At 47.1% G+C, this 24,517-nt stretch carries 21 protein-coding genes and 1 pseudogene; 14 read left to right on the top strand and 8 right to left on the bottom strand.

The window, feature by feature from the left end; translation table 11 throughout:
• The 12 genes from HRM2_RS18275 to fliW all read left to right on the top strand — a co-directional run bounded on the left by HRM2_RS18275 (position 1) and on the right by fliW (position 12,662).
• The gene (locus tag HRM2_RS18275; RefSeq protein ID WP_015905508.1) at positions 1 to 267 is read left to right on the top strand and encodes an EscU/YscU/HrcU family type III secretion system export apparatus switch protein; all 267 of its coding nucleotides are present in this window, start codon (positions 1 to 3) and stop codon (positions 265 to 267) included.
• Positions 268 to 501: 234 nt separating this feature from the next.
• Complete coding sequence (locus HRM2_RS18270; RefSeq protein WP_015905507.1) at positions 502 to 1,182, top strand: flagellar hook-basal body protein; 681 nt, start codon at positions 502 to 504, stop codon at positions 1,180 to 1,182.
• Positions 1,183 to 1,297: 115 nt separating this feature from the next.
• Positions 1,298 to 2,080, top strand: coding sequence for a flagellar basal-body rod protein FlgG (gene flgG, locus HRM2_RS18265; RefSeq protein ID WP_015905506.1), 783 nt, complete (start codon positions 1,298 to 1,300; stop codon positions 2,078 to 2,080).
• Positions 2,080 to 3,045 (top strand): flagellar basal body P-ring formation chaperone FlgA, encoded by a 966-nt coding sequence (flgA, locus tag HRM2_RS18260; protein ID WP_041273366.1) that lies wholly within the window; start codon positions 2,080 to 2,082, stop codon positions 3,043 to 3,045. Before flgG ends, flgA begins: the two co-directional genes overlap by 1 nt.
• Positions 3,046 to 3,053: 8 nt before the next feature.
• Complete coding sequence (locus HRM2_RS18255; RefSeq protein ID WP_015905504.1) at positions 3,054 to 3,758, top strand: flagellar basal body L-ring protein FlgH; 705 nt, start codon at positions 3,054 to 3,056, stop codon at positions 3,756 to 3,758.
• A gap of 54 nt (positions 3,759 to 3,812) precedes the next feature.
• Positions 3,813 to 4,949: a flagellar basal body P-ring protein FlgI gene (locus HRM2_RS18250; RefSeq protein ID WP_015905503.1), complete on the top strand. Its 1,137-nt coding sequence runs from the start codon at positions 3,813 to 3,815 to the stop codon at positions 4,947 to 4,949.
• Between the two features lie 68 nt (positions 4,950 to 5,017).
• The gene (locus HRM2_RS18245) at positions 5,018 to 5,323 is read left to right on the top strand and encodes a rod-binding protein (protein WP_015905502.1); all 306 of its coding nucleotides are present in this window, start codon (positions 5,018 to 5,020) and stop codon (positions 5,321 to 5,323) included.
• Positions 5,324 to 5,563: 240 nt separating this feature from the next.
• A complete protein-coding gene (locus tag HRM2_RS18240) occupies positions 5,564 to 6,064 on the top strand; it encodes a flagellar protein FlgN (RefSeq protein WP_015905501.1) in 501 nt (166 codons plus the stop codon).
• A 2-nt stretch (positions 6,065 to 6,066) separates the two neighbouring features.
• Complete coding sequence (gene flgK / locus HRM2_RS18235; RefSeq protein ID WP_015905500.1) at positions 6,067 to 9,873, top strand: flagellar hook-associated protein FlgK; 3,807 nt, start codon at positions 6,067 to 6,069, stop codon at positions 9,871 to 9,873.
• A 13-nt stretch (positions 9,874 to 9,886) separates the two neighbouring features.
• The gene (flgL, locus tag HRM2_RS18230) at positions 9,887 to 11,965 is read left to right on the top strand and encodes a flagellar hook-associated protein FlgL (protein ID WP_015905499.1); all 2,079 of its coding nucleotides are present in this window, start codon (positions 9,887 to 9,889) and stop codon (positions 11,963 to 11,965) included.
• 10 nt (positions 11,966 to 11,975) lie between these two features.
• Complete coding sequence (gene csrA, locus HRM2_RS18225) at positions 11,976 to 12,221, top strand: carbon storage regulator CsrA (protein WP_015905498.1); 246 nt, start codon at positions 11,976 to 11,978, stop codon at positions 12,219 to 12,221.
• Between the two features lie 12 nt (positions 12,222 to 12,233).
• Positions 12,234 to 12,662 (top strand): flagellar assembly protein FliW, encoded by a 429-nt coding sequence (gene fliW / locus HRM2_RS18220; protein ID WP_015905497.1) that lies wholly within the window; start codon positions 12,234 to 12,236, stop codon positions 12,660 to 12,662.
• Between the two features lie 6 nt (positions 12,663 to 12,668).
• On the opposite strand, the gene HRM2_RS25485 is transcribed toward fliW, so the two are convergent.
• From HRM2_RS25485 to HRM2_RS18195, 5 genes are all read right to left on the bottom strand, one after another.
• Positions 12,669 to 13,070 (bottom strand): flagellar protein FlaG, encoded by a 402-nt coding sequence (locus tag HRM2_RS25485; protein ID WP_015905496.1) that lies wholly within the window; start codon positions 13,068 to 13,070, stop codon positions 12,669 to 12,671.
• 30 nt (positions 13,071 to 13,100) lie between these two features.
• Entirely contained in the window at positions 13,101 to 13,493 is a 393-nt protein-coding gene (locus HRM2_RS18210; protein ID WP_015905495.1) for a hypothetical protein, read from the bottom strand.
• Between the two features lie 19 nt (positions 13,494 to 13,512).
• Positions 13,513 to 13,938, bottom strand: coding sequence for a flagellar export chaperone FliS (gene fliS, locus HRM2_RS18205; protein WP_015905494.1), 426 nt, complete (start codon positions 13,936 to 13,938; stop codon positions 13,513 to 13,515).
• 13 nt (positions 13,939 to 13,951) lie between these two features.
• Positions 13,952 to 15,685, bottom strand: a complete 1,734-nt coding sequence (gene fliD / locus HRM2_RS25480; RefSeq protein WP_015905493.1) for a flagellar filament capping protein FliD — start codon at positions 15,683 to 15,685, stop codon at positions 13,952 to 13,954.
• 171 nt (positions 15,686 to 15,856) lie between these two features.
• Entirely contained in the window at positions 15,857 to 18,235 is a 2,379-nt protein-coding gene (locus tag HRM2_RS18195) for a flagellin N-terminal helical domain-containing protein (protein WP_015905492.1), read from the bottom strand.
• 337 nt (positions 18,236 to 18,572) lie between these two features.
• Between HRM2_RS18195 and HRM2_RS18190 the strand changes: the two genes are divergently transcribed.
• Positions 18,573 to 21,467: a 6-hydroxymethylpterin diphosphokinase MptE-like protein gene (locus tag HRM2_RS18190; RefSeq protein ID WP_187149276.1), complete on the top strand. Its 2,895-nt coding sequence runs from the start codon at positions 18,573 to 18,575 to the stop codon at positions 21,465 to 21,467.
• A 195-nt stretch (positions 21,468 to 21,662) separates the two neighbouring features.
• On the opposite strand, the pseudogene HRM2_RS27410 reads toward HRM2_RS18190, so the two are convergent.
• The 3 genes and pseudogenes from HRM2_RS27410 to HRM2_RS18175 all read right to left on the bottom strand — a co-directional run.
• Positions 21,663 to 21,941, bottom strand: a pseudogene (locus HRM2_RS27410) (DegT/DnrJ/EryC1/StrS family aminotransferase); the annotation flags it as partial.
• A gap of 217 nt (positions 21,942 to 22,158) precedes the next feature.
• The gene (pseF, locus tag HRM2_RS18180) at positions 22,159 to 22,854 is read right to left on the bottom strand and encodes a pseudaminic acid cytidylyltransferase (RefSeq protein ID WP_015905489.1); all 696 of its coding nucleotides are present in this window, start codon (positions 22,852 to 22,854) and stop codon (positions 22,159 to 22,161) included.
• A 196-nt stretch (positions 22,855 to 23,050) separates the two neighbouring features.
• Positions 23,051 to 23,776 (bottom strand): imidazole glycerol phosphate synthase cyclase subunit, encoded by a 726-nt coding sequence (locus HRM2_RS18175; protein ID WP_015905488.1) that lies wholly within the window; start codon positions 23,774 to 23,776, stop codon positions 23,051 to 23,053.
• A 255-nt stretch (positions 23,777 to 24,031) separates the two neighbouring features.
• On the opposite strand from HRM2_RS18175, the gene HRM2_RS27775 reads away from it, so the two are divergent.
• Positions 24,032 to 24,502, top strand: a complete 471-nt coding sequence (locus tag HRM2_RS27775; protein ID WP_015905196.1) for a hypothetical protein — start codon at positions 24,032 to 24,034, stop codon at positions 24,500 to 24,502.
• Positions 24,503 to 24,517: the final 15 nt, after the last annotated feature.

The following is a 24,517-nucleotide window of genomic DNA, read 5'->3' as shown; positions in this document are numbered from 1 at the left end:
ATGGGAAAAAAAAAGGCAGTCGCACTTAAATACGATCGTGCTGCAGGTTCCTCACCCAAGGTTACGGCCAAGGGATCGGGGATTGTTGCACAAAAGATCATTGACATCGCTGAACAGCACGATGTCCCCGTAAAAAAGGACCCTGATCTTGTGGAGGTGCTGGCAGGGCTTGATATTAACCAGGAGATTCCCCAGGAGATCTATGTTGCCGTGGCAGAGCTGCTGGCCTTTGTTTACAGCATCAACAAAAACCGCCCAAAACCCTAGGCAGTTTTTTCCGGCCAGCGTCAATAACCTGGCCGGACCCCGTCAGAAACCCCTCTTTTTTTCCATAAAAAGCGCCTGAAACCCTTTTTAAAATTTGCGTCATTGCTTTTATCTCTTTTGTTTTCAAATGGATAGGATCAGATCACGGGTTGATCAAAACTCTGGCATCTTTATTGCTGTCTTAGGTTGTCAAGCACAGAACGACTGATTTGCTTAACTGAAAAGGAAACCTTCATGATTCTTGAAATGACACGGCCGGTTCAAGGCGGGCTCCGCCAGGAGCGAAAGCTTGAGGTGACATCCAACCATCTTGCCAATGTGGATACGGCCGGATTTAAAAAGGATGTTGTCAGCTTTGACAGTATGTTCAAGGCGGCCCTTAACACCGATCTTACCCAGGCAGGCGTGAAACATACGGGCAACCCCCTTGATCTTGCCCTGTCCGACGAGGGGTTTTTCAAGGTCGAAACCCCTTCCGGGGTGAGATATACCCGAAACGGGGTCTTTTCCCTGAACGCGGACAATGTGCTGGTGGACCAGAACGGGGATGCCGTCCTTGGTCAAAACGGGCCCATTACCATTACTGCCGGAACCGTTGAGATCAATGGTACAGGCGAGATTCGGGGCGATGGTGCCGTTATCGACCAACTGGACATTGTTACATTTGATACCCTTGACCTGCTTCAGAAGGAGGGGGCCAATAATTTTGTCTTTACGGGCGACACCAACCTTGAAGTTGCGCCGGCCAATGTCGGCGTTGTCCAGGGCTCCCTTGAACTTTCCAGTGTCAAGGCCGTGGAGGAGATGGTCAACATGATCGACCACCACAGGATGTACGAGACCTTTCAGAAGATGATGATGACCTTTGACGAGGTGGATGATAAGGCCATCAACAGTCTGGGTAAACTCCAGTAACCGGAACGGGGGATTGATTTCGGTTACAACGAACGATGAAACGCCACTGGTGGTGACACCCTGGAAGGGGTATCACATCAACCGGAACGGTCCAAAATAATCAGGAGATAAAGATATGATAAGAGCGCTATGGACTTCGGCAACGGGCATGAACGCCCAGCAGATACAGACGGATGTGGTGGCCAATAACCTTGCCAACTCGAGCACGGCAGGGTTCAAGAAGAGTAGGGCCAATTTTCAGGATCTCATGTACCAGACCATGCTGGTGGCAGGCGCTACAACCCCTGGCGGTGGTCAGATTCCCACGGGAATTCAGGTGGGCATGGGGGTCAGACCTTCGGGGGTGCAGAAGATCTTCACCCAGGGTGATTACAGCCAGACCGGCAACGAGCTCGATTTTGTGATCCAGGGGGATGGATTCTTCAGGGTCCTCCACGGGGACGAAGAGTTGTATACCCGGGCCGGCAACTTTACCCTGGACAGCGAGGGATTCATCACCACCAACTCGGGTGACCGGCTCCAGCCTGAGATCTCCATTCCAGTGGAGGCCACCCTGATCAGCCTCCAGGACAACGGCACGCTGACCGTCACCGGCGCTGACGATACCATCCTTGCAACTGAGCAGGTGAATCTGTCGTCGTTTGTGAACCCAGCCGGGTTGTTTGCCGTGGGGGAGAATCTGTTCAGGCAGACCGAGGGCTCCGGCCCCGCCACCGAGGGCATTCCCGGTGATGCGCCCCTTGGAACGGTTGCCAATAATTTTCTTGAAATGTCCAATGTGAGCGTTGTCGAAGAGATGGTGAACATGATCGTGGGCCAGCGGGCCTATGAGGCAAATTCCAAATCCATCCAGACGGCAGATACCATGTTAGGTCTTGCCAACGGGCTCAAACGATAATGAAACAGTTCATTAGGGTCGTGGGTTTCCTGATGGTTGTTTTTGCGGCCTTTGGGGTCCATGGAGCGGAACAGAATCCGGTATTGATAGAGATCAACCCCGAGGCCGGGGTCAATGCCAGGGCGTATCTGCTAAAGGAGATTGCCCAGGTCAAGGCGCCTGGAATGATGAAAGAAGCCCTGGAAAATTTCTCCATGGGGTTTTCTCCGTCAATCGGGGCGGTAAAGCGGGAGTCAGGGCAACGCCTTGCTTCAAAATTAAAATCCATCTCCTGGCTTCCTGCAACGGCTGAAATCCGTTTTCCTGACACCGTTTTCATCAAACGGGTCGGCCAGGAAGTCTCCCAGGACAGCTTGGGCGTTCTTTACCATGACTATATCAAGGAGAGAGCGGGCAATCACTCGTTTGAGATCAGGGAGTTCAAGGTCAGGGGACTGGGTCTCTATCCCATGGGTGAGATTGATCTGTCTGTCCGGCCCCGGCGAAACCGTGAAATAAAGGGCAGGGTGAGCCTTTCTGCGGATGTCAGGGTTGACGGCGTCTCCCACGGCAAGGTTTCAATGACCGGGTATGTGGACCTTTACGACAGGGTGGTGTGCGCCACGCGAAATCTTTCCCGGGGGGAGATCCTTGCACCCAAAGATCTTTGCCTGAAACGGATCAATGTCTCAAAGATCCCTGACAACTATTTGACCCGGTTGGATTCCCTGGTTGGCATGCGGTTGAAACAGAGCCTTGCGTCAAACGGTTTTTTCAGGGAAAACATGGTGGAAGATTCCCCGCTGATCAACCGGGGAGACAATGTTGTTCTTGTGGCCAGAAAGGGGAATATGCGCATTGTTGCAACCGGGGTGGCGGACCAGGAGGGGCGCCTTGGCGACCAGATCCAGGTGAACAACCTGACCACCAACCGGGTGGTCTCCGGCAGAATTTCAGGCCCCAAAACCGTGGATGTTTTTTTCTAGGAGGAAAAATGATGAAACAGATAATGTCAGCCCTTGTTCTGACGGTCCTGGCGTTAACAGGGTGCATGGGCAGTACAACAAATAGGAGCAGTTCAGGGGCGTTACTGCCCCAGGGAACGTCCGATCAGCCGGTGCTCCAGCCCAAGTACGCAGTGGTCCCTCCAAGCGAAGGGTCGCTGTGGACCTCGGATTCACGGGCCAGGTTTTTTGAAGATACAAAGGCGTCCATGGTTGGAGACACGGTGATCGTGGACATTGTTGAAAACACCTCTTCACAGATGGATGTGAATACGGAAACTTCAAGGGAGACAGGTGTTAATGTGGGCATCTCAAATCTCTTTGGTGTGACCCGGGGGTTCGGTGCCACTGGTGCAGGTAAGCTTGTGGGTGCCGATTATAGCAACGATTTTAAGGGCGAGGCAAAAAATGACCGCAGTGGAAGCATCACGGCATCCATTGCCGCAAGGATAACCGAGATCCTGCCCAATGGAAACCTGAGTCTGTTTGGGCGGCGGGCCATGAAGGTCAATGGCGAGGTTCAGTATATCTCCGTATCCGGTGTGCTAAGACCTGGAGACATCATGGCAGATAACCGGGTTAAATCCACCTATCTTGCAGATTCAAGGATCGAGTATTCTGGAAAGGGTGTCCTTGCAGACAAACAGAACCCAGGCTGGGGAACCCGAATCATGGACAATATTTGGCCCTTTTAAATTCCCGGTATAAATAGCACTGGAAGTGACATCAGATTGAAAAAGGATTCTTAAATGATGAAAAAATATATGATTGGCTCAACGAGTTGTTTTGTGACCCTGGGAATCTTTTTTTTGACCTTTGTCCTGTTTTCCGGAATCAAGACAGCCCAGGGGGCAAGGATCAAGGACCTTGCCGCAATCAAGGGCATCCGCAGCAACCAGCTCACGGGCTATGGGCTGATTGTGGGGCTTGATGGCACCGGAGACAAATCCGGAGCTGATTTTACCACCCAGGCTCTTGCCAATATGATGGACCGCATGGGTATCCATGTGGATAAAGACGAGCTTTCGGTCAAGAACATTGCGGCCGTCATAGTCACGGCCGATATTCCGGCCTTTGCAAGGATCGGCAATAAAATCGATGTGGTTGCCTCGTCCATCGGGGATGCCAAAAGCCTTTCCGGCGGCACCCTTCTCCTGACCCCCCTCAAGGGGGTTGACGGGCAGGTTTACGCCCTTGCCCAAGGGCCTGTGACCCTTGGGGGTGTGGGGGCAGGCGGGGCCAGGGGCAGCACCCAGAAGAATCATCTCCAGGTGGCCAGGATCGCCAACGGGGCAAGTGTTGAGCGGGAAATCCCCGTTGTTCTGGACGGCAAAAAGGCGCTGATTCTGTCATTGTTTAACCCTGACTTTACAACGGCCAAGCGGGTGGCAGACACCATCAACGCTTCCATTGGCGATGGGGTGGCAGAGGCGGTTGATTCCAGCGCCCTTCGCCTCAACATTCCTGAAAACATGCAGGAGAGCAAGGTGGCCGAGTTTCTGGCCGATATTGAGACCCTATCCATTGTGCCGGACACCCGGGCCAAGGTGGTCGTCAACGAAAAGACCGGCACCGTTGTGATCGGTGAAAACGTCACCATCTCGACCGTGGCCGTGGCCCATGGCAACCTCACCGTGACCATCAAGAAATCAAGCGAGGTGTCCCAGCCTGAATCCTTTACCCAGGGTGAGACAATCACCACATCCCAAAGAGATGTGGCCGTGGACGAGGAGGCGGTCAAGGTGATGCCGCTTCCAGGGGGTGCCACCATTGGCGAGCTTGTCAAGGGCCTCAACTCCATTGGCGTTTCCCCAAGGGACCTGATCACCATTCTCCAGAGCATCAAGGCGGCCGGTGCCCTCCAGGCCGAACTTGAGATTATTTAATCTTCATCTGCTTGATGGGAACCTTTAACAGGAAGCGTTTCCCTTATTCCCTTATCGGAGGTATTTAAATGGACCCCATTAATTCAATGGACCTCAGCCTTTCCACGGCTAAAATTGACAGGGCAAAGGCAAATGATCCCACGAACAAGGATCAAAAAGAACTCACCAAGGCCTGCCAGGGATTTGAGGCTATTTTTTTTTCAACCATGGTGAAATCCATGCGCCAGACCCTGCCCGGGGATGCCCTGTTTGGCAAGAGCCAGGGGGTTGAGATCTTTGAATCCATGTACGACCAGGCACTTGTTGACCGGCTGGCAGGTTCAGGCAGGGGGGTTGGCATTGCTGAAATGCTGGAAGCCTCCCTGGACAGGTAGCTGGCCTGCAATTGTTCCTATATTCAGAGGTGGATGTCCCGAAAGAATAGGGAGAATATGGGGCCATGGGATTGCGTCTCCTAAAACGCCCAGCTCTTTGGCATGGATGTTGCAAATATCCATTTAAAGGGGATATCCTTTCAGATAACAGGGAAAATTTTTCCTTTTGTAGCAATAAATATCCCTTCAGACTTTAAAAATTCATGCAGATGCCGATAAACAATAGGTATGGGGGATGACATGGAACATTTTACCGACCGGCTTGAAACCCTGATTCATGAGAAGCTTGTCTGCTACAGGCAATTGACAGCGCTTTTGGAAGCGGATAGACAGGCTATCCTTGCCATGGATGTCGATTCCCTATGGCGTATTACAACGAAAAAAAATGAAATTGCCCGGCAGATTGAACGCCTGAGGTGCAAACTCCTGGAGGTTCTTGACCTTCAGGGCATTGTTCATTCCATGGAACCTGCCTCTTTCCGGCTCTCTACTCTGGTAAGTCTTCTTTCAAAAACCAGGGACAGGGCCAGAATTGAAGCCATGAAAATTGCCATTGATGCCCAAAAGGATGAAATACAGGGACTTGCCAGTGAAAATAAACGCTATATCAACGATTACCTCAAGGTGGTTGGTGACGTAATGTCGACCATTGTCAAGATGTCGGGCCAGGATCAATATGCATTTTCCGGCAAAATCTGCGAGGGCAGAGAGTCCAATCATTTTATAAGGGCAAAGGTATAGCCATGGCAGGAATATCGTCCACACTGAACATTGCCCAGGGGGCCATCGCTGCCCAGCAGTACGGACTTAACGTTACCGGAAATAATATCGCCAATGTTAACAATCCAGATTACAGCCTTCAGGTCGCCGATCAAAAGAGCAACACCCCGGCCTCTTATTCCGGTTTTTTGTTCGGCACGGGTGTCAGTGTCGATCAGATCCAGCAGCGGGTTAACCAACTCCTTGAAAACAGGCTTACCGATGCAAAATCTTCCCAGGCTGCATTTGAAGAGGCAGAATCCTATTTGAGCGTGGTTGAAAGCTTTTTTGACGAGTCTTCAGAAACCAGTATTAACAGCATTATGGGCCAATTCTGGACTTCCTGGCAGGATTTGTCGAATAACCCTCTTGGGTCTTCCGAGCGGGTTGCCGTTTATGATACGGCAAAAAATCTTACCGAGCGTTTTAATTCGGTAAATGGAGATCTTGCGGGACTTCGGACGGATCTCAACAGTGAAATCTCCACCACCCTTGGTCAGATTAACGACATTACCGATCAGATCGCAGACATAAACCTGGAAATCACAGGGCTTGAGCTGAACAAAACGGCCAATGGTCAGCGGGATGAGAGAAATGCCCTGGTGGATGAGCTTGGGACTCTCATCAACATTAACACCTTTGAACAGTCCAACGGTGCCATTATCATCAATGCAGGAAATGGGTTCTCCCTGGTAAACGGGGGGGATAATTATGCGCTTTCCTTTGATGAAGACCAGGTCATGTGGCAGGGTTCCTATGGTTCCAAGGTCGATATCTCTGATAAGATAAGCGGTGGAAAACTTGGTGGCTGGCTGGATCTCAGGGACGAGATTATCCCAAAATACCAGGCCGACATTGATGTACTTGCTGAAAACATGATCTGGACCATGAATTATCAACACTCCCAGGGGGCGGGTCTTACATACTTCACGGATCCTGTTGTCGGGGAGTATCAAGCCGATGACAGTGGCCTTCTTTCAAGCCTTGCCTTTGGGGACAGGATTGACTATGGGGAAGATTTTAAAATGTGGATCATGGACCAGTCAGGTAGTGAACCTGTTTACCGGTCCGTTGAGGTGGACATGGGTATTTCTGAGGCTGCTGTGTCCGACTGGGAGGGGACGGCCTTGGGCAGTGTCCAGGCCAGCTATCAGCTGACCGTTGTGGAAGGCGCCACAGTTGGAGACCGGGAGGTGGCTGAATTTGACGGGTCAGGCCTTGCCGAGGTGCAGACGGGTACAAGCGTTTCAGAGGCATTGAATTTATCCATTGCCGGTCAGACCCTGACGATTTCGGGCGGTCCAGATGGTACTCAAAAGATTGATGTGCAGGATATCGGCGGGCAAGCCTTAAGGTCTGCGGCTTCCATTGCTGATGCCCTGAACAAAATTGACGGGGTTGAGGCCCATGCTTCAGAAACTTCGGCAACCTTTGATCTTGGGGGTGTTCCTCTTGATGGTGAAGAGGTTAAGTATACCCTGGTCGTTGACGGAATCAAGTTGAATCAGACCTTTACCGTGGATTCCACCGTGGGAACCTTTCAGAAGCAGTTTGAAGATTCACTGGGCGATGCTGCCGAGACCATCAACGGGATCAACACCGACGAAGATTTTTCAGCAGCCGGTCTGACCGTTACCAGCAGTTCAGGCAAAACCATTGGGGTCCAAGGGCTTGAGATCGGTGCCGTTGATGGCAGTGAAACAATAACCTTTGAAGGTGCAATTGTGAATGAGGCTGGTTTCGGTGACGAAGTCGCTGTTATTACCGGCACGGTAACCCTTGTTCATAATCCGGGCATGTCCTTTTCCAGTTCGGTTTCAGGGTCTGGTAATGGGGAAATTTTTGAGAACGGAAAGGCCGTTTCCGGCAGTTCCATTATTACCCTGGGTGGAAAAGACGGATTTACCAATTTTACGGACGGAGATACCGTGGGGTTTAATGTTGATGGCCATAAGGTCTCCTACACGCCGGATGCAGGATTCATGACGGATGAGGATCATGCTGATAGACTGGTGGTTGAGATCAAGGACGTGTTCCTGACAGACGGTGTTGATGGTGATTATACGGTTTTTGCCACTGGAGGGTCTGTCTCCATTTTAAAGGACAGTGCCCTTGAAGAGCCCATTGAAATCACCAATTTTACCGAAGCAGTAAGTAATGATGCCACCCTCAGGGTCTCCACCGGCACGGGAAGTACCACCAACCAGCCGGTGAATGGGTTGCTGGAATCAAAAAATGCTTTTGGCAGGAACAGTGCCTCCTCCACCCTGTACAATGAAACCGGTTGGATTCAGTGGGAAAAACGTGATACAGAAGGGCTTTTGACCGGTGAGTCTGGACTCATTCAGGTGCAGGATGATGGCCGGGTGGAGATTCAGGAACAGGGGGTAACCACCCTGTCATTCAATATTGGTTCAGGAACACTGGTGGCCGGCAACACCCTTACCCTCAATACCGATACCTCGGGCACAGTGGACCCCCTTGATTTCAGAATAAGGGGCACGGCCAACAGCATCAGCGATACCTATATGTTTACCGTTGAATCCGGTGGAAAGGTGGGCACTCTTCCCGAATATGGTGAATCTCCCCTGGTAATCCGGTGGACCAGCAGCAATGGATATGGCAGCTTTGAGATTGAGGGAGAAGATCCGCCTTTGACCCCAGAAACGCCCTTTGAGGTTGAGGTGGATGGGATGACCCTGGTCATTTCTGACGGAACCCTTTTTACCGGTGATGTGTTTACCATCACAACCGACACATCGGGTAACCCTTTATCTACCAATGGGGATGGCTGGCCCACGGGAGAGCGGCTTTCCGACTGGCACTGGACCCTTGATTCCTTTGCAGACCAGGTAAACCGAACATCTTCCGGAATCTCAGCCTCGGCAACCCTGGACAACCGGTTGACCTTTGAAGCTTCCGATACCTATCATGACGTGGTGAACCTGTCGTTTGAAAATGCCAGTGGCAATGTCGGCTTTATGGCAGCCAATACCCTGGTTTCGGTTGAGAATTATGCAAACCTTGACTTTGAGGTTCAGGATCTGACCTTTGCAAGGGCCGATTCAGGCCAGTGGACCGTACAAAATGATCCAACTGGCGGTAACATTACCCTTCTTCCGGATGGCGGGGATGATGACGGGTTTGGCATTGATTTTAATGGGGACGAGATTGCAGACATTAAGGTGAGTTTCAAAAACAAGATCACAGGGGAGGGCTCCCTTAGTTTTGATCTGCTGAAAACCGACGCTTCAGAACTGAGCTTTGCCTTTGGGGATGATTCAGGGACCACAGCAGGGGTGATGGCTGCCGCGGGTATCAATACCTTTTTTTCAGGAAATGATTCCATGACAATGGCGGTGAACCATGCCTTGTTAAATTCCAACTACATTTCCGCCGCAATGATTAACAACGAGACCGGGGAGATCAGTCAGGGGGATAACCGCAATGCGCTTAACCTCTCTGACCTTCAGTTTAAAACCATTGATATGGAGACCTGGTCCTATGACAGGGGTGTGGATGCTGAGTCAAGCCTGACATTGTCCACCCTTGACTCCTACTATCAGAGGATGATTGGTTCCCTAGGGATTAAATCGAGGAGCATCCAGAGCAGCAGGCAGTTTTCAGACGTCATGGTAACGAATTTGACTGACCAGCGGGATGCCATCTCTGCAGTTTCCCTTGATGAGGAAATGATCAATTTGATAAAATACCAGCACGCCTTTGGTGCAGCATCAAAACTTGTTACCGTGTCAGATGAGATGCTCAACACGCTTTTGGGAATGAGATAAAAGGAGGGGGACCATGAGAGTACCCAATATTTCAATTTATTCATCGGCCACCTATCGACTCGGAACGATCACCAGTAATCTCCAGGATGCCAATGAGGTCGTTTCCACCCAGAAACGTATCAATTCCATGTCCGATGATCCCATTGGCCTGAGCCAGGTAATGGGGATGAATACAAACCTTAAGGGGCTTGAACAGTTTAATAGAAATATTGATATGGGAAAAACATGGCTTGATACGGGAGAGGCGGCCCTGACATCCACCAACGATTCTCTGCTTGAACTCAAGATTAGTATTCAGCAGCTTTCCAGTGCTGCAGCGGGCACGGATCAAAGGGCTGCCATGGCGGACAATGTTGACAATATCATCAAGCAATTGGTGGATATTGGCAATTCCCAGGTGCTGGACAACTATATTTTCAGCGGTTCAAAAATTTCTGAAAAACCCTTGACCTTTGACAATGAACTCAACCCTACAGCCGTGGTTTACAACGGCGACTCAAACCCGTTTTCCATTAAAACCGGTGAGACTTCAACCCTTGAGGTGGGAAGAAACGGGGCAAAAATATTCTGGGAAGACAAGATCACCATTGACGGATCAAACAATTCACTTGATTTCAGGGAATTTTCTCCCGATTATTTACAGGCGGGAAATGAACTGACGGCGGTTGTTGCCGATGGCACCTATACCAAAGAAGAACTTGCCGAGGCCATTGAAACTGCCATGGACAAAGTTTCAGCCACCAATGAAGGGTATGGTTTGAAATACGATGTTCGTTTTGATTCAACCTCTGGGACGTTTTCCATTCAGGATGACGGATCAAAAAAAGGTGCCCATGTGGAGCTTCTTTTGGGGAGCGGCACCCATTCGGGTAAGAGTATCGACGCCATTGAAAGTGATCAGGCCGTGCTTGGGTTTACCATTACTGAATTGAACAACACTTTTGAGTTCCGGGAAGATTTAGGGACAGGCCTTGGGGAACCCCTTACTGTTGTTATTCCCTCCCAGGATTATGACAGTGGTAAATCCCTGGCCTCAAAGGTTCAATATGAGATGAACCAGGTCTCTTCGGGTGGGTATCAGGTTTCCTTTAATGATGTGACCAATAAATTTGCCATTCGGGCTGAGAGCGGCACAAATCTTGAGGCTTTTCAGGTGAACTGGAACAGTGAACCCAGTCTTAATTCCGCGGCAGATGCCCTTGGCTTTACCCAGGATGACCTTTATCCTTCGGGTGGGGATTTAAGTCATGGGGTCGGCACCAGTATCGCTCCGGATATTGGATTTGATTCGGTTGACATAAGGGATGCCGTTGTCAGCGACAACAAGGTTTCTTTTGATCCTGCGACCCTGGTATCAGACCCCATAACCATAACTGCGGGTGATAACGATGAGATCGTTTTTTATGAGGACAGAGACGATGGCTACGGCCTCCAGGGACCCATGGCCATAACCCTCACCCCGGGTGTTGTTTATTCGGAAACCGGTTCACCGGATTTTACAGATCTTGCCAACGAGATCGAAGCATTGATGGAAACGGCATCCGAGGATTACTATCCAGAGGTTTCAGGCAAAATTGACTATGAAGTTTCCTTTGATCGTGGTAAAAAGGTGTTTGTGATTCAGGAGGAAGGAAAATCCAGGTTAAAGGAGCTTCAATTTGACTGGACGGCGAGCAGCTCGGCAAAAGCCCTTGGCAAGGACCTTGGATTTGATTCTAAAATAAGTGTCCATACGCCACCCGCGAGCGATGACGCACCTGAGTGGGGTGTTTTTAACACCCTGTTTGATCTAAAGGATTATCTTGTCGCAAACGATGTTGAGGGGCTGACCCGCACATTGTCCCGGCTGGATTCCCACATGGACCAGGTGCAGTCCTATATTGCCGATTCCGGTTTAAAGCAGAATAACCTTGAAATCAGGGTCAATGTAATGTCGGAAACTACCTTAAGCGTTACAGAGAGGCGTTCCATGGTTGAGGACGCTGACATTGTCCAGTCAGTGATGGATCTGAAGGCCATTGAGACAGCCTATGAAGCAGCACTTGCCTCAACTTCCAAGATCATGAGCATCAGTCTGGTTGATTACATGTAATGGAGTGTTTATGCTTGTTCTTACACGGAAGGTTGGGGAGAGTATCAGGATATCCGATGATATCGTTGTCAAAGTCATTGATATCGGCAAAAACAGGATTCGCATCGGCATTGATGCGCCGTCGACCGTTTCCGTGTTAAGGAACGAGGTGTACGAAGAGATTCACCAGGAAAATATCCTTTCGTCACGGGGAAGCGTTACCGACTTGGCTAAGGCTGCCACCCTTTGGGCCAGAAAGAGTAAAAAAGAGGAATAAATAAGGATCAGGATGCTGGAAATTGAGACTCGCAAATTTGGCAGGATAGAGGTTGACGAGGCAAAAATAGTGGTAATGCCCGACGGGATGCTCGGCTTTGAAAGCTACAAACGCTATGTGCTGATCCAGGAAAAAATTATGGAGCCGTTCAAGCTCTACCAGGCAGTGGACAATCCTGACCTGGCTTTTTTTGTCATTGACCCTTTTCTTGTGATAGAAGATTACGCCATTGACCAGCACAGGGTTCTCAAGGCAGCGTCCTGGCGCAGGGATGATGACATTTCCTACCTGGCCGTGGTTACCATTCCCGCCCACAGGCCCGATCAGATGACCGTCAATCTCATGGGGCCCATTGCCATAAACAACGCAAAGAAAGAAAGCTATCAGCTCATCCTCGAAAACAGCGGGTATCCCCTCAAGCATTCACTGTTTCCGGGATAACAGCCCTTACACACTTTCGCTTAAAAGAAGCCCGGTCATTTCATCCATTTTTTCCCTCAGTTTCAGAATGTCTTCGTTGGGAATCTGGCGGATGACCCCATTGTTCTTTTTGTCAATGACCTTGATGACCACAGAGTCACTTTTTTCGTCCACCTGGAAGGTCAGGGAGGTCTGGAGCATGTCTGTAAGTTCGTAAAGGTTCTCGACAATATCGCTGGCCTCTTCCTTGGAGACAACGTCTTTAGCCGTTTTGTCAAACTTGCTGATACTGTTTGATTTTCCAACGATTTTGAGTTGCCCTGATTCGTTGGTCGGCTCAGTGCCGTTACGTTTGACATTGCCCGTGTAGAGGGATGAAGGTGGGGAGATCGTATTGGTATCTGTCGTTGCAGTATTGCTTGTGTTCATTTTGTCCTCTTTTCCAGTGACAGGATTGGTTTATCCGGTATATTCCATGGAAGTTCCAGGTCGGTTTGGTGACCCCTGGTATCCCCTTAATGTCCTTCTGCCCTTCTGAATGGTCGTCATTTTTATTGAAAGTTCATCTCGACGGTCTTTGATCATTTGCGTCAGGATTTTGTCTCTTTCAAGAATTCTTGCAACCTGGTGTCTGCACCCTTCAAATGCCGGGTGCCTCAAGGCTTTGACTTTCCCTGAAATTGCAGATAACTCATTCCTGAGATTTTCAAAGGCCTGGTTCCTTTCAAAGGCTATCTCTTTTATCCGGTTCTTTTCAAGGATGGCCGCACCATTGCCAAGGATAAGCATCTGACGTTCCTGGAGACTTTCTAAGTGGTTTAATCTTTGTTCTAATCTTTTGGGTGCGCTCATCTTACAGACCTTTTATGGGTTATGCATACTCGATATTTTTGACCAGGGCTATCTTTTTTTTAGGTTGCCCACCGCCCATGACGTCATTTTCCCAGATATCCTTTAGCCGCTGGATGTATTTTAATGCCGTATCCAGGGTCGCTGGGTTTTTAGTTATATTCACCTTGGGAAGTTCCATAAGTATTGATGTGTAAAGGCCCTTTAAAAAAAGAATTTCATCGGGCTGGTTGTCCCCAGGAATGCAGGCGTTCAGTTCTGAGATGATGGCTATGGCCCTGCCAAGGTTCTCGCCCCGTTTGGGGATGTCTTTTTCCAAAAGAGCACTCTTTGTCAGGTTGAGCCTTCTGATGGCTTCCTTATAAAGGAGAAGGGTGAGCTGTGCCGGTTCCATACATTCATGTGTCTGGGATTGCTGATAGGTTTGATATGCCATGTTTGCGTTCATTAAAGACCTCCTGTTAACTATCTGTATCTGATTCAAATATTTGTGTTAAATAATCCGATTGTGCTGTCATCTGTTGCATGAAAATATCAAGTTGGACAAACTGATTGGCCATGATCTCATACCGTTTATCAAGCCTTGCTGTATCGTCTGCTATTTCTGTGGTGATTCGATCTATCCGGTCCTGGGCCGCATCTGTCTCAGTTGGGATAAGACCGTCAGAACCTGTATATGCCCTCAGTTTTTCATTTAAAAGGTCTGCAAATCCAGTGGTTTCAGATTCAAGGTCACCGATAAAAAAGGTCTGAACCTCTCGGGCATTTGCTGAAAGCATGGCGTCCAGAACTGTTTCGTCAATACTGAAGACTCCGTCTTCGTCAATTTCAAGCCCAAGGTCAAACAGGTTTGTTATGGAACTTCCCGTGGTAATAGCGTTGCCCATGAATGTTAAAAGCTCGTCATCGATCCGGTTGACGGCATTTTCCCCAAACAATACCCCTTTTGTCTGGGTGTCGCTGTCATAGGTGTTGTTGGAATCTATCTCTGTCTTCAGGGTGTTCAGGGACTCCACCAGTTCCTGGATGGCTGTTTTGACATCTCCAAGATCTTCTGTGGCGCTGATGGTGCTGGTCCCGGTTTCTGTCATGTTAAGGGAAATTCCCTGGATGACATCGGTTATGGCGGTGTTTGACTGCCTCTGGTAGGCGATGGCGTCAACCGTGAACCTTGCATTTAAATTGGAATCATGGAGTCTGTAGGTGTCTGTTTCCTTGTTAAAACCCAGATCCGTGGCAGCTGAAGAGTTTTCCCAATCCATGTTCAGTTCATAAAGGTCTGACCCGTTCGCTTCAATGGTGAATTTTTTTTCAATGGTGTCAAAGGATACCGTGTAGTCAATGGCATTGCCCCCCGATAGGGATGCGGCCTCCATGGCTGTTTCCACAGCAGCGGCAAGATCTTCCGGAGCGTATCCCTCAATTTCGGGAATGGTGGCTGTGAGGGCAGCGCCAAGGGTGCCGTCGACAAGTCTTTCCCTGAAGACGATTTCATTGTTGGCACCTGTAATGTCCATGGTGTCGGCAACGGCTGCGTCGCTTGTGGGGGGTGTATGGAACGCCCCGCCGGATTCGGTGAGTTCAAGGCCTGAAAGCTGGCTGTCAATGAATATTCTGTTATCCTCACCGGTATTGTCACTGGTGAGAACCAGGCGATAGGGCTCATCTCCCACGCCTGTGTCGGCAATGGATGCGGTTACGCCTGGATTGGCATCGCTTTCGTTGATCAGGTCCGCAAGTCCCTGGAGGGTTGTTCCGGCGGGGATTTCAATGGAAACAGATGACCCTGTTTCCCCCATTCTAAAGGAAAAGGTGCCGTCGGCCACAGCCACGGAGTCTGTTTTTTCAGAAATCCCTTCTGAGTTCCACGAACTGTGGGAGGCAAGGGCTGTCACCTCCATCGAGTGGGACATTGTTTTGGCACCCGAAACTGATGTGGCTGTCACGGCGTTACCCGAGGCAGTGATTTCTCTGTTCAGAAAGTTGGACCCCAGGGAGAGATCCAGGGCCGTTGATTTCATGGAGAGAAGGGTTGAATTCAGCTGGTTGAATTCCTGGACTTTCTCTTTAATACCGGTTTGTTCGGTTTCCTGGTTGGTGATGGTCGTTTGATCCACGGCCCTTAAATCGTCAAGAATTCCCTGGAGGTCAAGGCCTGAACCAATACCTAATGTTGATATACTGCCTGAACTCATCTTAAATCCTCCTGGATGCTGAAGTGGTATTTAAATATAAGATACTCTTCGGCAGTTGAACCTGTAAACTTAAACCTGAAATGCCCTGGAGAATAATTTCCAGGGCATTCCGATTGAAAGGTTGCCCTTATTGATTAGAGCGGAGCAACCTTTGGGTTATGGGTTACGGGTTTACTGGAGCAGGCTCATCACCGTCTGGGAGGACGAGTTGGCCTGGGCCATTGCATAGGCCCCGGACTGGGCCAGTATCTGCAGCTTTGAAAAGGTCTGTGACTCTGCTGCAAAATCCACGTCCCGGATGGAGGACTCAGCTGCATTAACATTGATCTGGGTCACGCTGATGTTGGAGATGGTTGATGTGAGCTGGTTCTGGGTGGAACCCAGGTCAGACCGGATTTTGTCATAGTCTTTCAGTGCCGAGTCAGCCACGGCAATGGCAATCTGCGCCCCCTCCTGGCTGGTGACATCGATATCGCTGAGTCGGGTCACCTCGGAGTCTTCAATGGAGATGTCTGAAGCGGTTCCACCTCCGGCATTGGCAATGACGCTAGTGTCCGCCAGTTTTGTGCCCTTGGCAACGGTCATCTCGTTAAAGAGAGTATTCGTACCCTTTGTTGCGATATCTTGCTCAAGGGTGCTGCCTGCCTTAACGGTACCACCTGTTGATGTTGTGATATCATTGGTCAGATAGGTCCCCTTGGCAATGGTTGACCCGGATGCAATGATTGAACCTGCAGCCATTGTGGTGTCGCCAAGCAATTCGGTCTCACCGTCTATGTCGAGATCACCTCCAATTGTTGATCCAACTGCAAGTTCTGATGCTGTTATTAGGGTCGAACCGTTCGCCAGTTCCATGTCCTGGGTGAAATTACCTGACGTAATTGCTGTACCTTCAAAAGTTGTACCTAGGGTTGAACCGGCTTTTAGCGTAGAGCCCGATATGAGTGTTGAATCCTTCTTAAGGACCATATCCTGGGTCAATGTTGAAGTTCCGGAGGTCATAATGTCGTTGCTTAGTGTGGAGCCTTTAGCCATACTCGAACCCGCGTCAAGAATGGAGCCTGTCTTTGCTGTCATATCTCCCAATAGGGTTACGTCCCCAACAAGTTCAGACTCTGATGAGAGGGTGGAACCTGCTGATATTACACCACCACTTGTAGTTATGTTCGTTGAAAGCACGGTGCCTGCAGCTAATTTTGTGCCACTTTTTAAGGTGCTGCCCTTTGCGAGAAGGGAGTCTTCGGTTAAGGTTTCACCGGAGAGAATGTTGATTGTTCCCCCAAAGGTTGTACCTGCCGCTATGGTTGAGCCATCTTTGATTTTAGAACCCGCTTTCAGGGTCGAATCCACTTCCGTTGTCTCACCCGATTTGGTTGTAATATCAAATCCAATTTTGGTTCCAGTGGCAAGTGTACTACCGTCTATGAGAGTAGAGCCTTTTGCAACAACCATCTTAGATGTATTGTTTAAGTCGTCATTCAGTTTAAATTCAGCATTTGTCAATGCGCCGCTGTCGGAATCTGTGATGGATAGAGAATTGGAACCGGACTGTGTGATCTTCAGTTCACCGAAGGTTGACATGTTAGAAGCGTCCTTGCCCATGACAGCACCTAAATCTCCGTCAACCTTGATGGCTCTGCCGTCGGCAGAGTTCAGGGTGAGAATTCCCTGACTTACTGCAGCGCTAACACCTGTCTGATCCGATTTTTGGTTGATGGCTGCTGCAAGCTTTCCATCACTGTCATTGGTTGAAACAGAAATAGAACCCATGTCGATGCCGTTGATCTTAAAGTCATCTCCAATCTCTCCGGCTTGGATTGAACCATTGGAAGTTGACTGCACAACGGCCTGGGCGCTGATTCCCGTTGCATCTGACTGGGTGTTGATAACTTTGGCAAGCGCGCCGATGCCGTTCTCAGCAGAGTTGTTGTATTGCATGTCCACAGCCTGGAGCAAGAAATCTTTGTCCTGCTCGTTACTGTGGATATTAAGCGCAAGGGTTCCAGAATCGTTAACACTTAAATCCGCCGTTGTTACATGGCCGGTTTTTGTAGTTTCAGCTGATCCGATGCTGATACCCACCGTTTCACGGGTGGATGCTCCCACCTGGAAACTCTTGTTTGTAAACTCACCGGAAAGGAGCTTTTTACCGTTAAAAGATGTGGAAGATGCCAGCAGGTCAACCTCTTCCAGCAGTTTATCAATGTCGTTTTGGATGATTTTTCTTGATTCAAAGGTCTGACCATCCTGGGCTGCCTGGATGGATTTGGTCTTGATGGTATTTACGATGTTGATGGCCTCATCAAGTGCGCCATCTGCCGTCTGGACAATGTTTATACCATCATTGGCATTTCTTATGGCCTGGCCAAGGCCTAATCCCTGGGATTTTAACGAGTCAGCAATTGCCATGCCGGAAGCGTCATCAGCTGCCTTGTTGATTCTGAGACCGGTTGAGAGCCTTCCAAGGGATGCGCTCAGTGCGCTATCGGTCTTTTTCATGTTCATGTGTGCTGAAAGTGCTGAAATGTTGGTGTTAATTGTAAGTGCCATTGTTAATTATCCTCCATGAATAGTTTTTGCGGGCCTCAGTGCCCTGTCGGTCTTTCATTTTTTTAGCTTTCTGTTCTGTTTGGTCCTGATTCCTTACTTTAGATATGCGATCTTAATTGTTTGCTTTTTTGTGTTTTCACCTCCCTTGTGTCCGATTAAACATATGCAGCAAAATTAAACTACAGATCGTCATGTCTAAGTCAAACTTTAGGAAATTCTCTGTTTTTTTTAGGCCTGGTTATACCTTTGGTTCTTTGATGGGGTCTACCAGGGGCGGAATCCCGATAGGGGTTGCTTTTTTTTTTGTCCATGTTCTATGATACGATTAATAATCAGCTTGAATAAATTCATTATGGAGAAAGGACCTATGGGAGCGATTGAAAATCTTTGTTTTGAAAAGAACGTAGCCCTTTTGAAAAAAAATCATACGCTTGCATGGGAAAAAGTATGTGAAGCTAAGGATGATGTCCCTGATTCGACAGCGCTTGTTTTTGCTGGTAACAATAAACCTAATTTGAAAATAAAATTGCCTGGGAATAAATCCATATTTATCCATGATAGGAATGATCCAGGCAGGGAATCTGACGCTTTTCTTTCAATGGTTCCTGAAAAATCCACGGGTGTGGTGCTGATACTGGGAATGGGACTTGGATATTTAGCCCGTGCGATTGCCCAGCAGCGCAAAAAAATTCAGCATATTATTATTTTTGAGTTGAACATTGAATTTTTTATCCATGCGTTAAAGAATATGGATCTTGTGGAACTCCTTGAGGATAAACGGGTGGGGTTTTCCCTTGGTGAACCAGAGGATGTTTCAGACATCCTTAAACCTGCAAACCGGGCATTCATGCTTGAAAACATTCACACCTCCAAGCTCATTCCCTGTTTCCAGGTAAACAATTCCTATGACACGTTGGCTACGTCGGTTTTCGAATACGTCAGTGAATACAACATGGAAGGGGCGACCAAGACAAAACATGGGCAGTCGTTTTTTGAGAACAGGATAAAGCATCTGACTTCGATTCACCATGATCGCCTGCTTGAAGATCTGACCGATAAATTCAAGGGGGTTCCGGCTTTGATAATTGCTGCTGGTCCGTCCCTTGATAAAAATATTGACCAGATTGGTAAAGCTGTAGGTAAATCGGTCATTTTCTCAGTGGATACAGCACTTCCTTCTCTTCTTAAGCATGGGATAAAGCCTGATTTTGTAACTTCCATAGATTACAAATCGGCTACCTATGAAAAGATTGCCGGTGTGACATCTGACCCTTTGTGTCAAGGGATCAACCTGATATGCGCGTCCTGGGTCACCCCTGTTGTTCCTAAAACTTTTCCTGGAAAAAATGTTTTCTGGGCCTTTACCAACAGCGCCCTTGAAAATTGGATTAATGTTTCCCTTGGCGGAAAAATAGCGGTTGATGGCGCAGGAACTGTGGCCCACATGAATCTTATCTCAGCAAAGATAATGGGATGTGATCCTGTGATTTTTGTGGGGCAGGACCTGGCCTTTTCAGAAAACAGGGATCATTCTTCTAATGTGGTGCTCACCAATAAAGAATCCATGGAGAGAATGCTCAACGACGGGCAGGATATTTTATGGGTGAAAGGGGTGAATGGCCCTGATGTTCCCACAACAAGAGCATTTCTTTCCTATAAACTTGCCTTTGAACGAATGATAGCACATTTTGACGGTGAAGTTATTAATTCCACAGAAGGTGGCGCCGTGATTGAGGGAACCCAGGAGTTGACCCTTGCCGCTTCCATTGACAGGTTTTGCAACGACCGGGTAGAGGTCGGTGATTCTTATGGTCAGAGGCGCTTTAATTTGGGTCAATCCATTAAATCAATCCTGACTAAACTCATAAAACTTGAAAAGACAATAACTAAAGCAGATAGATTGGCAGTCTCCATTTTAAAGGATTTGGCTGGATTTGAAAAAAATCGGGAAAGCTCGACTTGTTTGTCAACGCTTCCTTTGAAGTTGCAAAAAAAAATAATCGAACTGGATTCATGTCATCACAAAGCGGACAAAAATCCTTTGTGGTCGTTGTTTGATGATATGACCATGGAGGGTATGAGGCAGGATGAACGGGAAAAAAATGAACTTGAAATCCTTGAGGCTATTCCTGGAAAATATTTGGAGTGGCTCTCAAAGAGTATAGTGCGAACTGACAGGGTAAATAAACTCAGGATTAAAAATTTAGGCAAATTTAAAAAGCAGTTAAACGCATTGATCAACTACCACAGTAATGAAAAAGCGCTGTTGGACAGGATGGAGGGAACTAAATTCGAGCGGCCAAAGGTTCTTGAATTGGCGAATCTTTATTATCAGTCTGAAAATTATGTATTGCTGGAAAGGTTGCTGGTAAAATATGATTTTAAGATGGAGGGTGCTGCAGTAAATTATTATTCTGGGATCATTGCATTGTATCGTGGTGAGTATGGGAAAGCTGAGCGTAGTTTTCAATTATCCATTGAATCTGATGAATCCTATGAAATAAAGATTTTTGATAAACGCTACGAGATGGCTGATCATTATGTTGAGATGGCAGGTTTAAAAAAAGGGTCTATTCCTCCAGGGGGCTACAATCAAGTTATCAGATATTTGTTATTAAAGGGTTTGAAGTGTTGTCCCACACATGGAAAACTCCGGGATGCGTTTGGAAAAATGGCTGAAAATGATTTGCAGACAGTCATGCTTAATATCGAAACCTCTGACAAAGCAACACTACAGAAAAACAAGGGACTTCTTGAAAATTGGATTGGAATTGTAACCAGAGAAAAAGAACTTCAAAAATGCATTGGAAAAAATATTTTATCAGAGTTCTATTGGCTTTACGGCAATCTTTTGTTGGAAAGTGGAGATTCGACTCAGGCGTTGGATTGCTATCAAAAGGCATTATCCCTTTTTCCTGATAATCCTGATCTTCATATTGCTGTTACGGATGCCTGTTTTGCACTTGGTGATTTTGATTCTGGTTTGGAATCCCTAAAAAAAGCTGTGGATATAGATAAAAATTGTGCTGTGTATTGGAAGAATATGGGCGATAGTCTTCAGGCTCAAAAAGATTACAATAATGCTATTATGGCATATGAACAGTATTTTATGGCTTTGCCCAAACAAGTTGAAGTCTTGAAAAATATAGGAGATTGTCATAAAAAACTTGGAAACCTTGATGCGGCCTATGAAGCATACCAGCAGTTTAAAAAAATTATTTTGGACAAATAACTTGGGTCTACTCATTTTGTACGCCGATTCCTTTCTTTCGACCTTGAAGGAAAGGTCATTCTTTTTGGGCTTTCTCAATCGATTTTTTGTCTTTTGGGTGTTACATCATCAATGCTTATATTTACAGCTTGACCCGGTTCTTCAAAGATGACTGGATTACTCAGATGATTTGAGTAATTATAGACAAAAGATCTTTCAGAAAGGGCCTCCTGGATCTTTTCCGTGGAGATCGATAGCAGACATAAAGGAACTGTTTATGATATGACGATTTTTTGTTCTTCCAATTATTCTCACCTGATAGATCCAGACCCCGGCAAAGATCGGTATTGCATTATACACAAGTGGTGCCACTGCTGAGGCTGACATGGTGTATGGTGATACAATCATTTCTTCACCGGGCTTGATACCGGTTGCACCCATGGCACAGGATAGACCTGAGGTTGCAGAATTGACGGTGATGGCATATTTTACATTGAAGTACTGCCCACTCTTTTTACAAGGTCAGAGTTTCCGGTCCACCATAAAAATCTTCATAGTGGCAGGCAAGAAATTTTGGCAGAATTCCGGAATCGAGAACATGTTTCACGGCTTTTTTTCTTCATTTCCTATTGTATTGTACCTGAGGAAAGGGTCCTGTCTAACAGGGACTCCGCCATTTATTACAAGTTTCGTTGTCCCCCTCTATTATGATTCATCGTTTGCTCATTTGAAGTGCATTGTACATATGTTCCGCAGTTTCCCAATCTTCTGTCGTGTCAATATCCTGTACCCGATAACGAGGCAGAATAACCGGGAGAGCATCTTCAGTGTAAAGTTCTTTTTGTTTCAGGAATGTTTTGCATTCAAGCCAGTAAAATTGCCCTGCGTCATGGTATGCCTCTGGGAGATCGTTTGACCTTGTCAACTCATGTTCAGGATAAAACATTTGAAGATTGCCGGTCTGGTTAATCTTCAAGGCTCTGAATATGGTAAATGGGAATGTTGTTACTGAAAATACTGACGATACCTTTTTCCCTGATATCAGTTCAAATCCTTCTTTTATATACTCATGGGTGCAAAAGGGGGCTGTGGCATAAATACAACAGATATAATCCGGGATGATATTTTTCTTTGACAGTTTGTTCAAAGCATGGAGAAGGACAGGCGCTGTTGGTGTATGATCGTCGGATATTTCTTCGGGGCGCATGAAAGGAATTTCAGCACCATATTTTTGGGCAACATCGGCAATTCTTTCCGAATCCGTGGACACAATAATTTTGTCAAAAACTCCAGACGCTTTTGCAGCCTCAATGGAATAGGCAATGATTGGTTTGCCTGCAAAGCTTTTAATATTTTTGTCCGGGATGCGTTTGCTGCCACCCCGTGCTGGGATAATTGCTATATTCATATCTTTCCCTCGACCGGGATGTTAGAATTGTGGTTCGTTCCTCACACAATCTATCCTTGTTTGTTAAAAGATAGTGACAAGGTGCGGTTTATAGAGCGCTTACACATCACTGACCAAATATAGACTATGAGTTTACTAAAATTACCGAAGCCTTAAGAAATAAGAAAAAATGATTTACTACCTCACCGCTATTTTTTCATATACATAATCTTACAGGGATGTTAAATTTATATAGTTCCTTTTTTATCTCTGCCGGAGTATATTGTGAAAAATGAAAAATATATGCAGCCGCTAGGGCATCAGCACCGCCCTGAATTGCATCAACTCCATGTTTAGGTTTTCCCATTCCACCATTAATAATTAATGGTATTTGTAATTTTTCTTTGAATAGACTTAAAAGTTCCAAATCATAACCTTTTTGTGTACCTTCATTGTCAACTGATGTTAAAAGAATCTCTCCGGCACCCATTGATTCGTATTCTTTTGCTAACGTCAATGGGTCTATATCTATCAAACCTTTTTTTTTATTATATACGACGTATTGGCCATTAATATTTTTTACATCTATTGAGCAGACAATACATTGAGTACCAAAAATTTTAGCTGCTTCTCTGATAAAATGCTGATTTTCAATTGCCTTTGAATTGATTGATATTTTATCTGCTCCTGCTTTTAAAACTTTATAAATAGCATCTGTATTGTCTATCCCTCCGCCAATAGTCAACGGCATAAAACATTCATCAGCCATATCAGAAATGATTTCAGTATTAATTTCTTCATTTTTAAGGCTAGCATCAATATCTAACACAATTAATTCATCAACATTTCTAGCATTATAGACTCTAACTGTTGTTGTAGGATGCCCGATAGTCCTATATGAATCAAATTGAATGCTTTTAACAAGCTGCCAGTCTTTTAGCAATACACTGTAGATTCTTCCTTTTCAATCCCCCTATAATACCCAAAAATCCCACATACATTTACAAATTATGAGTAAATGAGTGTCCTTCAAAATGAGACTGTTTTTTGTCTGATGACAGGAAGGGGGTAGACAGCAGGATCCGCCCATGCCTTGTGATCCTCCTCCCCCCCTTTTTGGGGGGGATAAGAGGGGGGGATTGTGGTATAAATAAAATTCGCCAAAATAATATAAACCCACAACCCCACCCCCCTGCTTATGGAAAACATAATAGTAAGAAATGACGCATCTGCCAAGAAAAATAATCAAGTTTGCTGTTGCCATTGCTCTGGAACTTTAGTGGTTCGCAATGGAACATATCCCAGAAATCATCCCGTAAATAATGTTGAAATCAGAGTCCAACGGTATCTGTGCAAAACCCCAGAATGCCCGTGGCAAAGTTTTTCGATCCTGCCGGAATTTGTTTTGCCTGTGATCCGCCATGTGTATGGGACCCTGTTATCCTGCCATGCCATGGTTAAAAAAGGTATGCCCCAGGCTGAGATTGCCAGGAAACTGGGTGTTGAAAGAGGCATTGCAAAACGGCTTAAGCTTTTTTGCCGTAAATTTATGGCATGGTTTGTTCGAGAAAAAACAATTACGAACTGGGGAACGAATCCGCTTGGCTTCTGGCCGGATTTCACCAGGGATTTTTCCCAAAGTTTTTACCCTGACAGGTGGGTAAAATAGCCGTCAACACAAAAC

The organism is Desulforapulum autotrophicum HRM2, assembly GCF_000020365.1.
In the GTDB taxonomy this organism is placed as follows: Bacteria; Desulfobacterota; Desulfobacteria; order Desulfobacterales; family Desulfobacteraceae; genus Desulforapulum; species Desulforapulum autotrophicum.
This window is presented reverse-complemented; position numbering and strand designations above follow the sequence as displayed.

Excerpts from the sequence above, each read along its gene's own strand:
- HRM2_RS18275 (WP_015905508.1), top strand. The coding sequence starts at position 1 with ATGGGAAAAAAAAAGGCAGTCGCACTTAAATACGATCGTGCTGCAGGT.
- HRM2_RS18270 (WP_015905507.1), top strand. The coding sequence starts at position 502 with ATGATTCTTGAAATGACACGGCCGGTTCAAGGCGGGCTCCGCCAGGAG.
- flgG (WP_015905506.1), top strand. The coding sequence starts at position 1,298 with ATGATAAGAGCGCTATGGACTTCGGCAACGGGCATGAACGCCCAGCAG.
- flgA (WP_041273366.1), top strand. The coding sequence starts at position 2,080 with ATGAAACAGTTCATTAGGGTCGTGGGTTTCCTGATGGTTGTTTTTGCG.
- HRM2_RS18255 (WP_015905504.1), top strand. The coding sequence starts at position 3,054 with ATGATGAAACAGATAATGTCAGCCCTTGTTCTGACGGTCCTGGCGTTA.
- HRM2_RS18250 (WP_015905503.1), top strand. The coding sequence starts at position 3,813 with ATGATGAAAAAATATATGATTGGCTCAACGAGTTGTTTTGTGACCCTG.
- HRM2_RS18245 (WP_015905502.1), top strand. The coding sequence starts at position 5,018 with ATGGACCCCATTAATTCAATGGACCTCAGCCTTTCCACGGCTAAAATT.
- HRM2_RS18240 (WP_015905501.1), top strand. The coding sequence starts at position 5,564 with ATGGAACATTTTACCGACCGGCTTGAAACCCTGATTCATGAGAAGCTT.
- flgK (WP_015905500.1), top strand. The coding sequence starts at position 6,067 with ATGGCAGGAATATCGTCCACACTGAACATTGCCCAGGGGGCCATCGCT.
- flgL (WP_015905499.1), top strand. The coding sequence starts at position 9,887 with ATGAGAGTACCCAATATTTCAATTTATTCATCGGCCACCTATCGACTC.
- csrA (WP_015905498.1), top strand. The coding sequence starts at position 11,976 with ATGCTTGTTCTTACACGGAAGGTTGGGGAGAGTATCAGGATATCCGAT.
- fliW (WP_015905497.1), top strand. The coding sequence starts at position 12,234 with ATGCTGGAAATTGAGACTCGCAAATTTGGCAGGATAGAGGTTGACGAG.
- HRM2_RS25485 (WP_015905496.1), bottom strand. The coding sequence starts at position 13,070 with ATGAACACAAGCAATACTGCAACGACAGATACCAATACGATCTCCCCA.
- HRM2_RS18210 (WP_015905495.1), bottom strand. The coding sequence starts at position 13,493 with ATGAGCGCACCCAAAAGATTAGAACAAAGATTAAACCACTTAGAAAGT.
- fliS (WP_015905494.1), bottom strand. The coding sequence starts at position 13,938 with ATGAACGCAAACATGGCATATCAAACCTATCAGCAATCCCAGACACAT.
- fliD (WP_015905493.1), bottom strand. The coding sequence starts at position 15,685 with ATGAGTTCAGGCAGTATATCAACATTAGGTATTGGTTCAGGCCTTGAC.
- HRM2_RS18195 (WP_015905492.1), bottom strand. The coding sequence starts at position 18,235 with ATGGCACTTACAATTAACACCAACATTTCAGCACTTTCAGCACACATG.
- pseF (WP_015905489.1), bottom strand. The coding sequence starts at position 22,854 with ATGAATATAGCAATTATCCCAGCACGGGGTGGCAGCAAACGCATCCCG.
- HRM2_RS27775 (WP_015905196.1), top strand. The coding sequence starts at position 24,032 with ATGGAAAACATAATAGTAAGAAATGACGCATCTGCCAAGAAAAATAAT.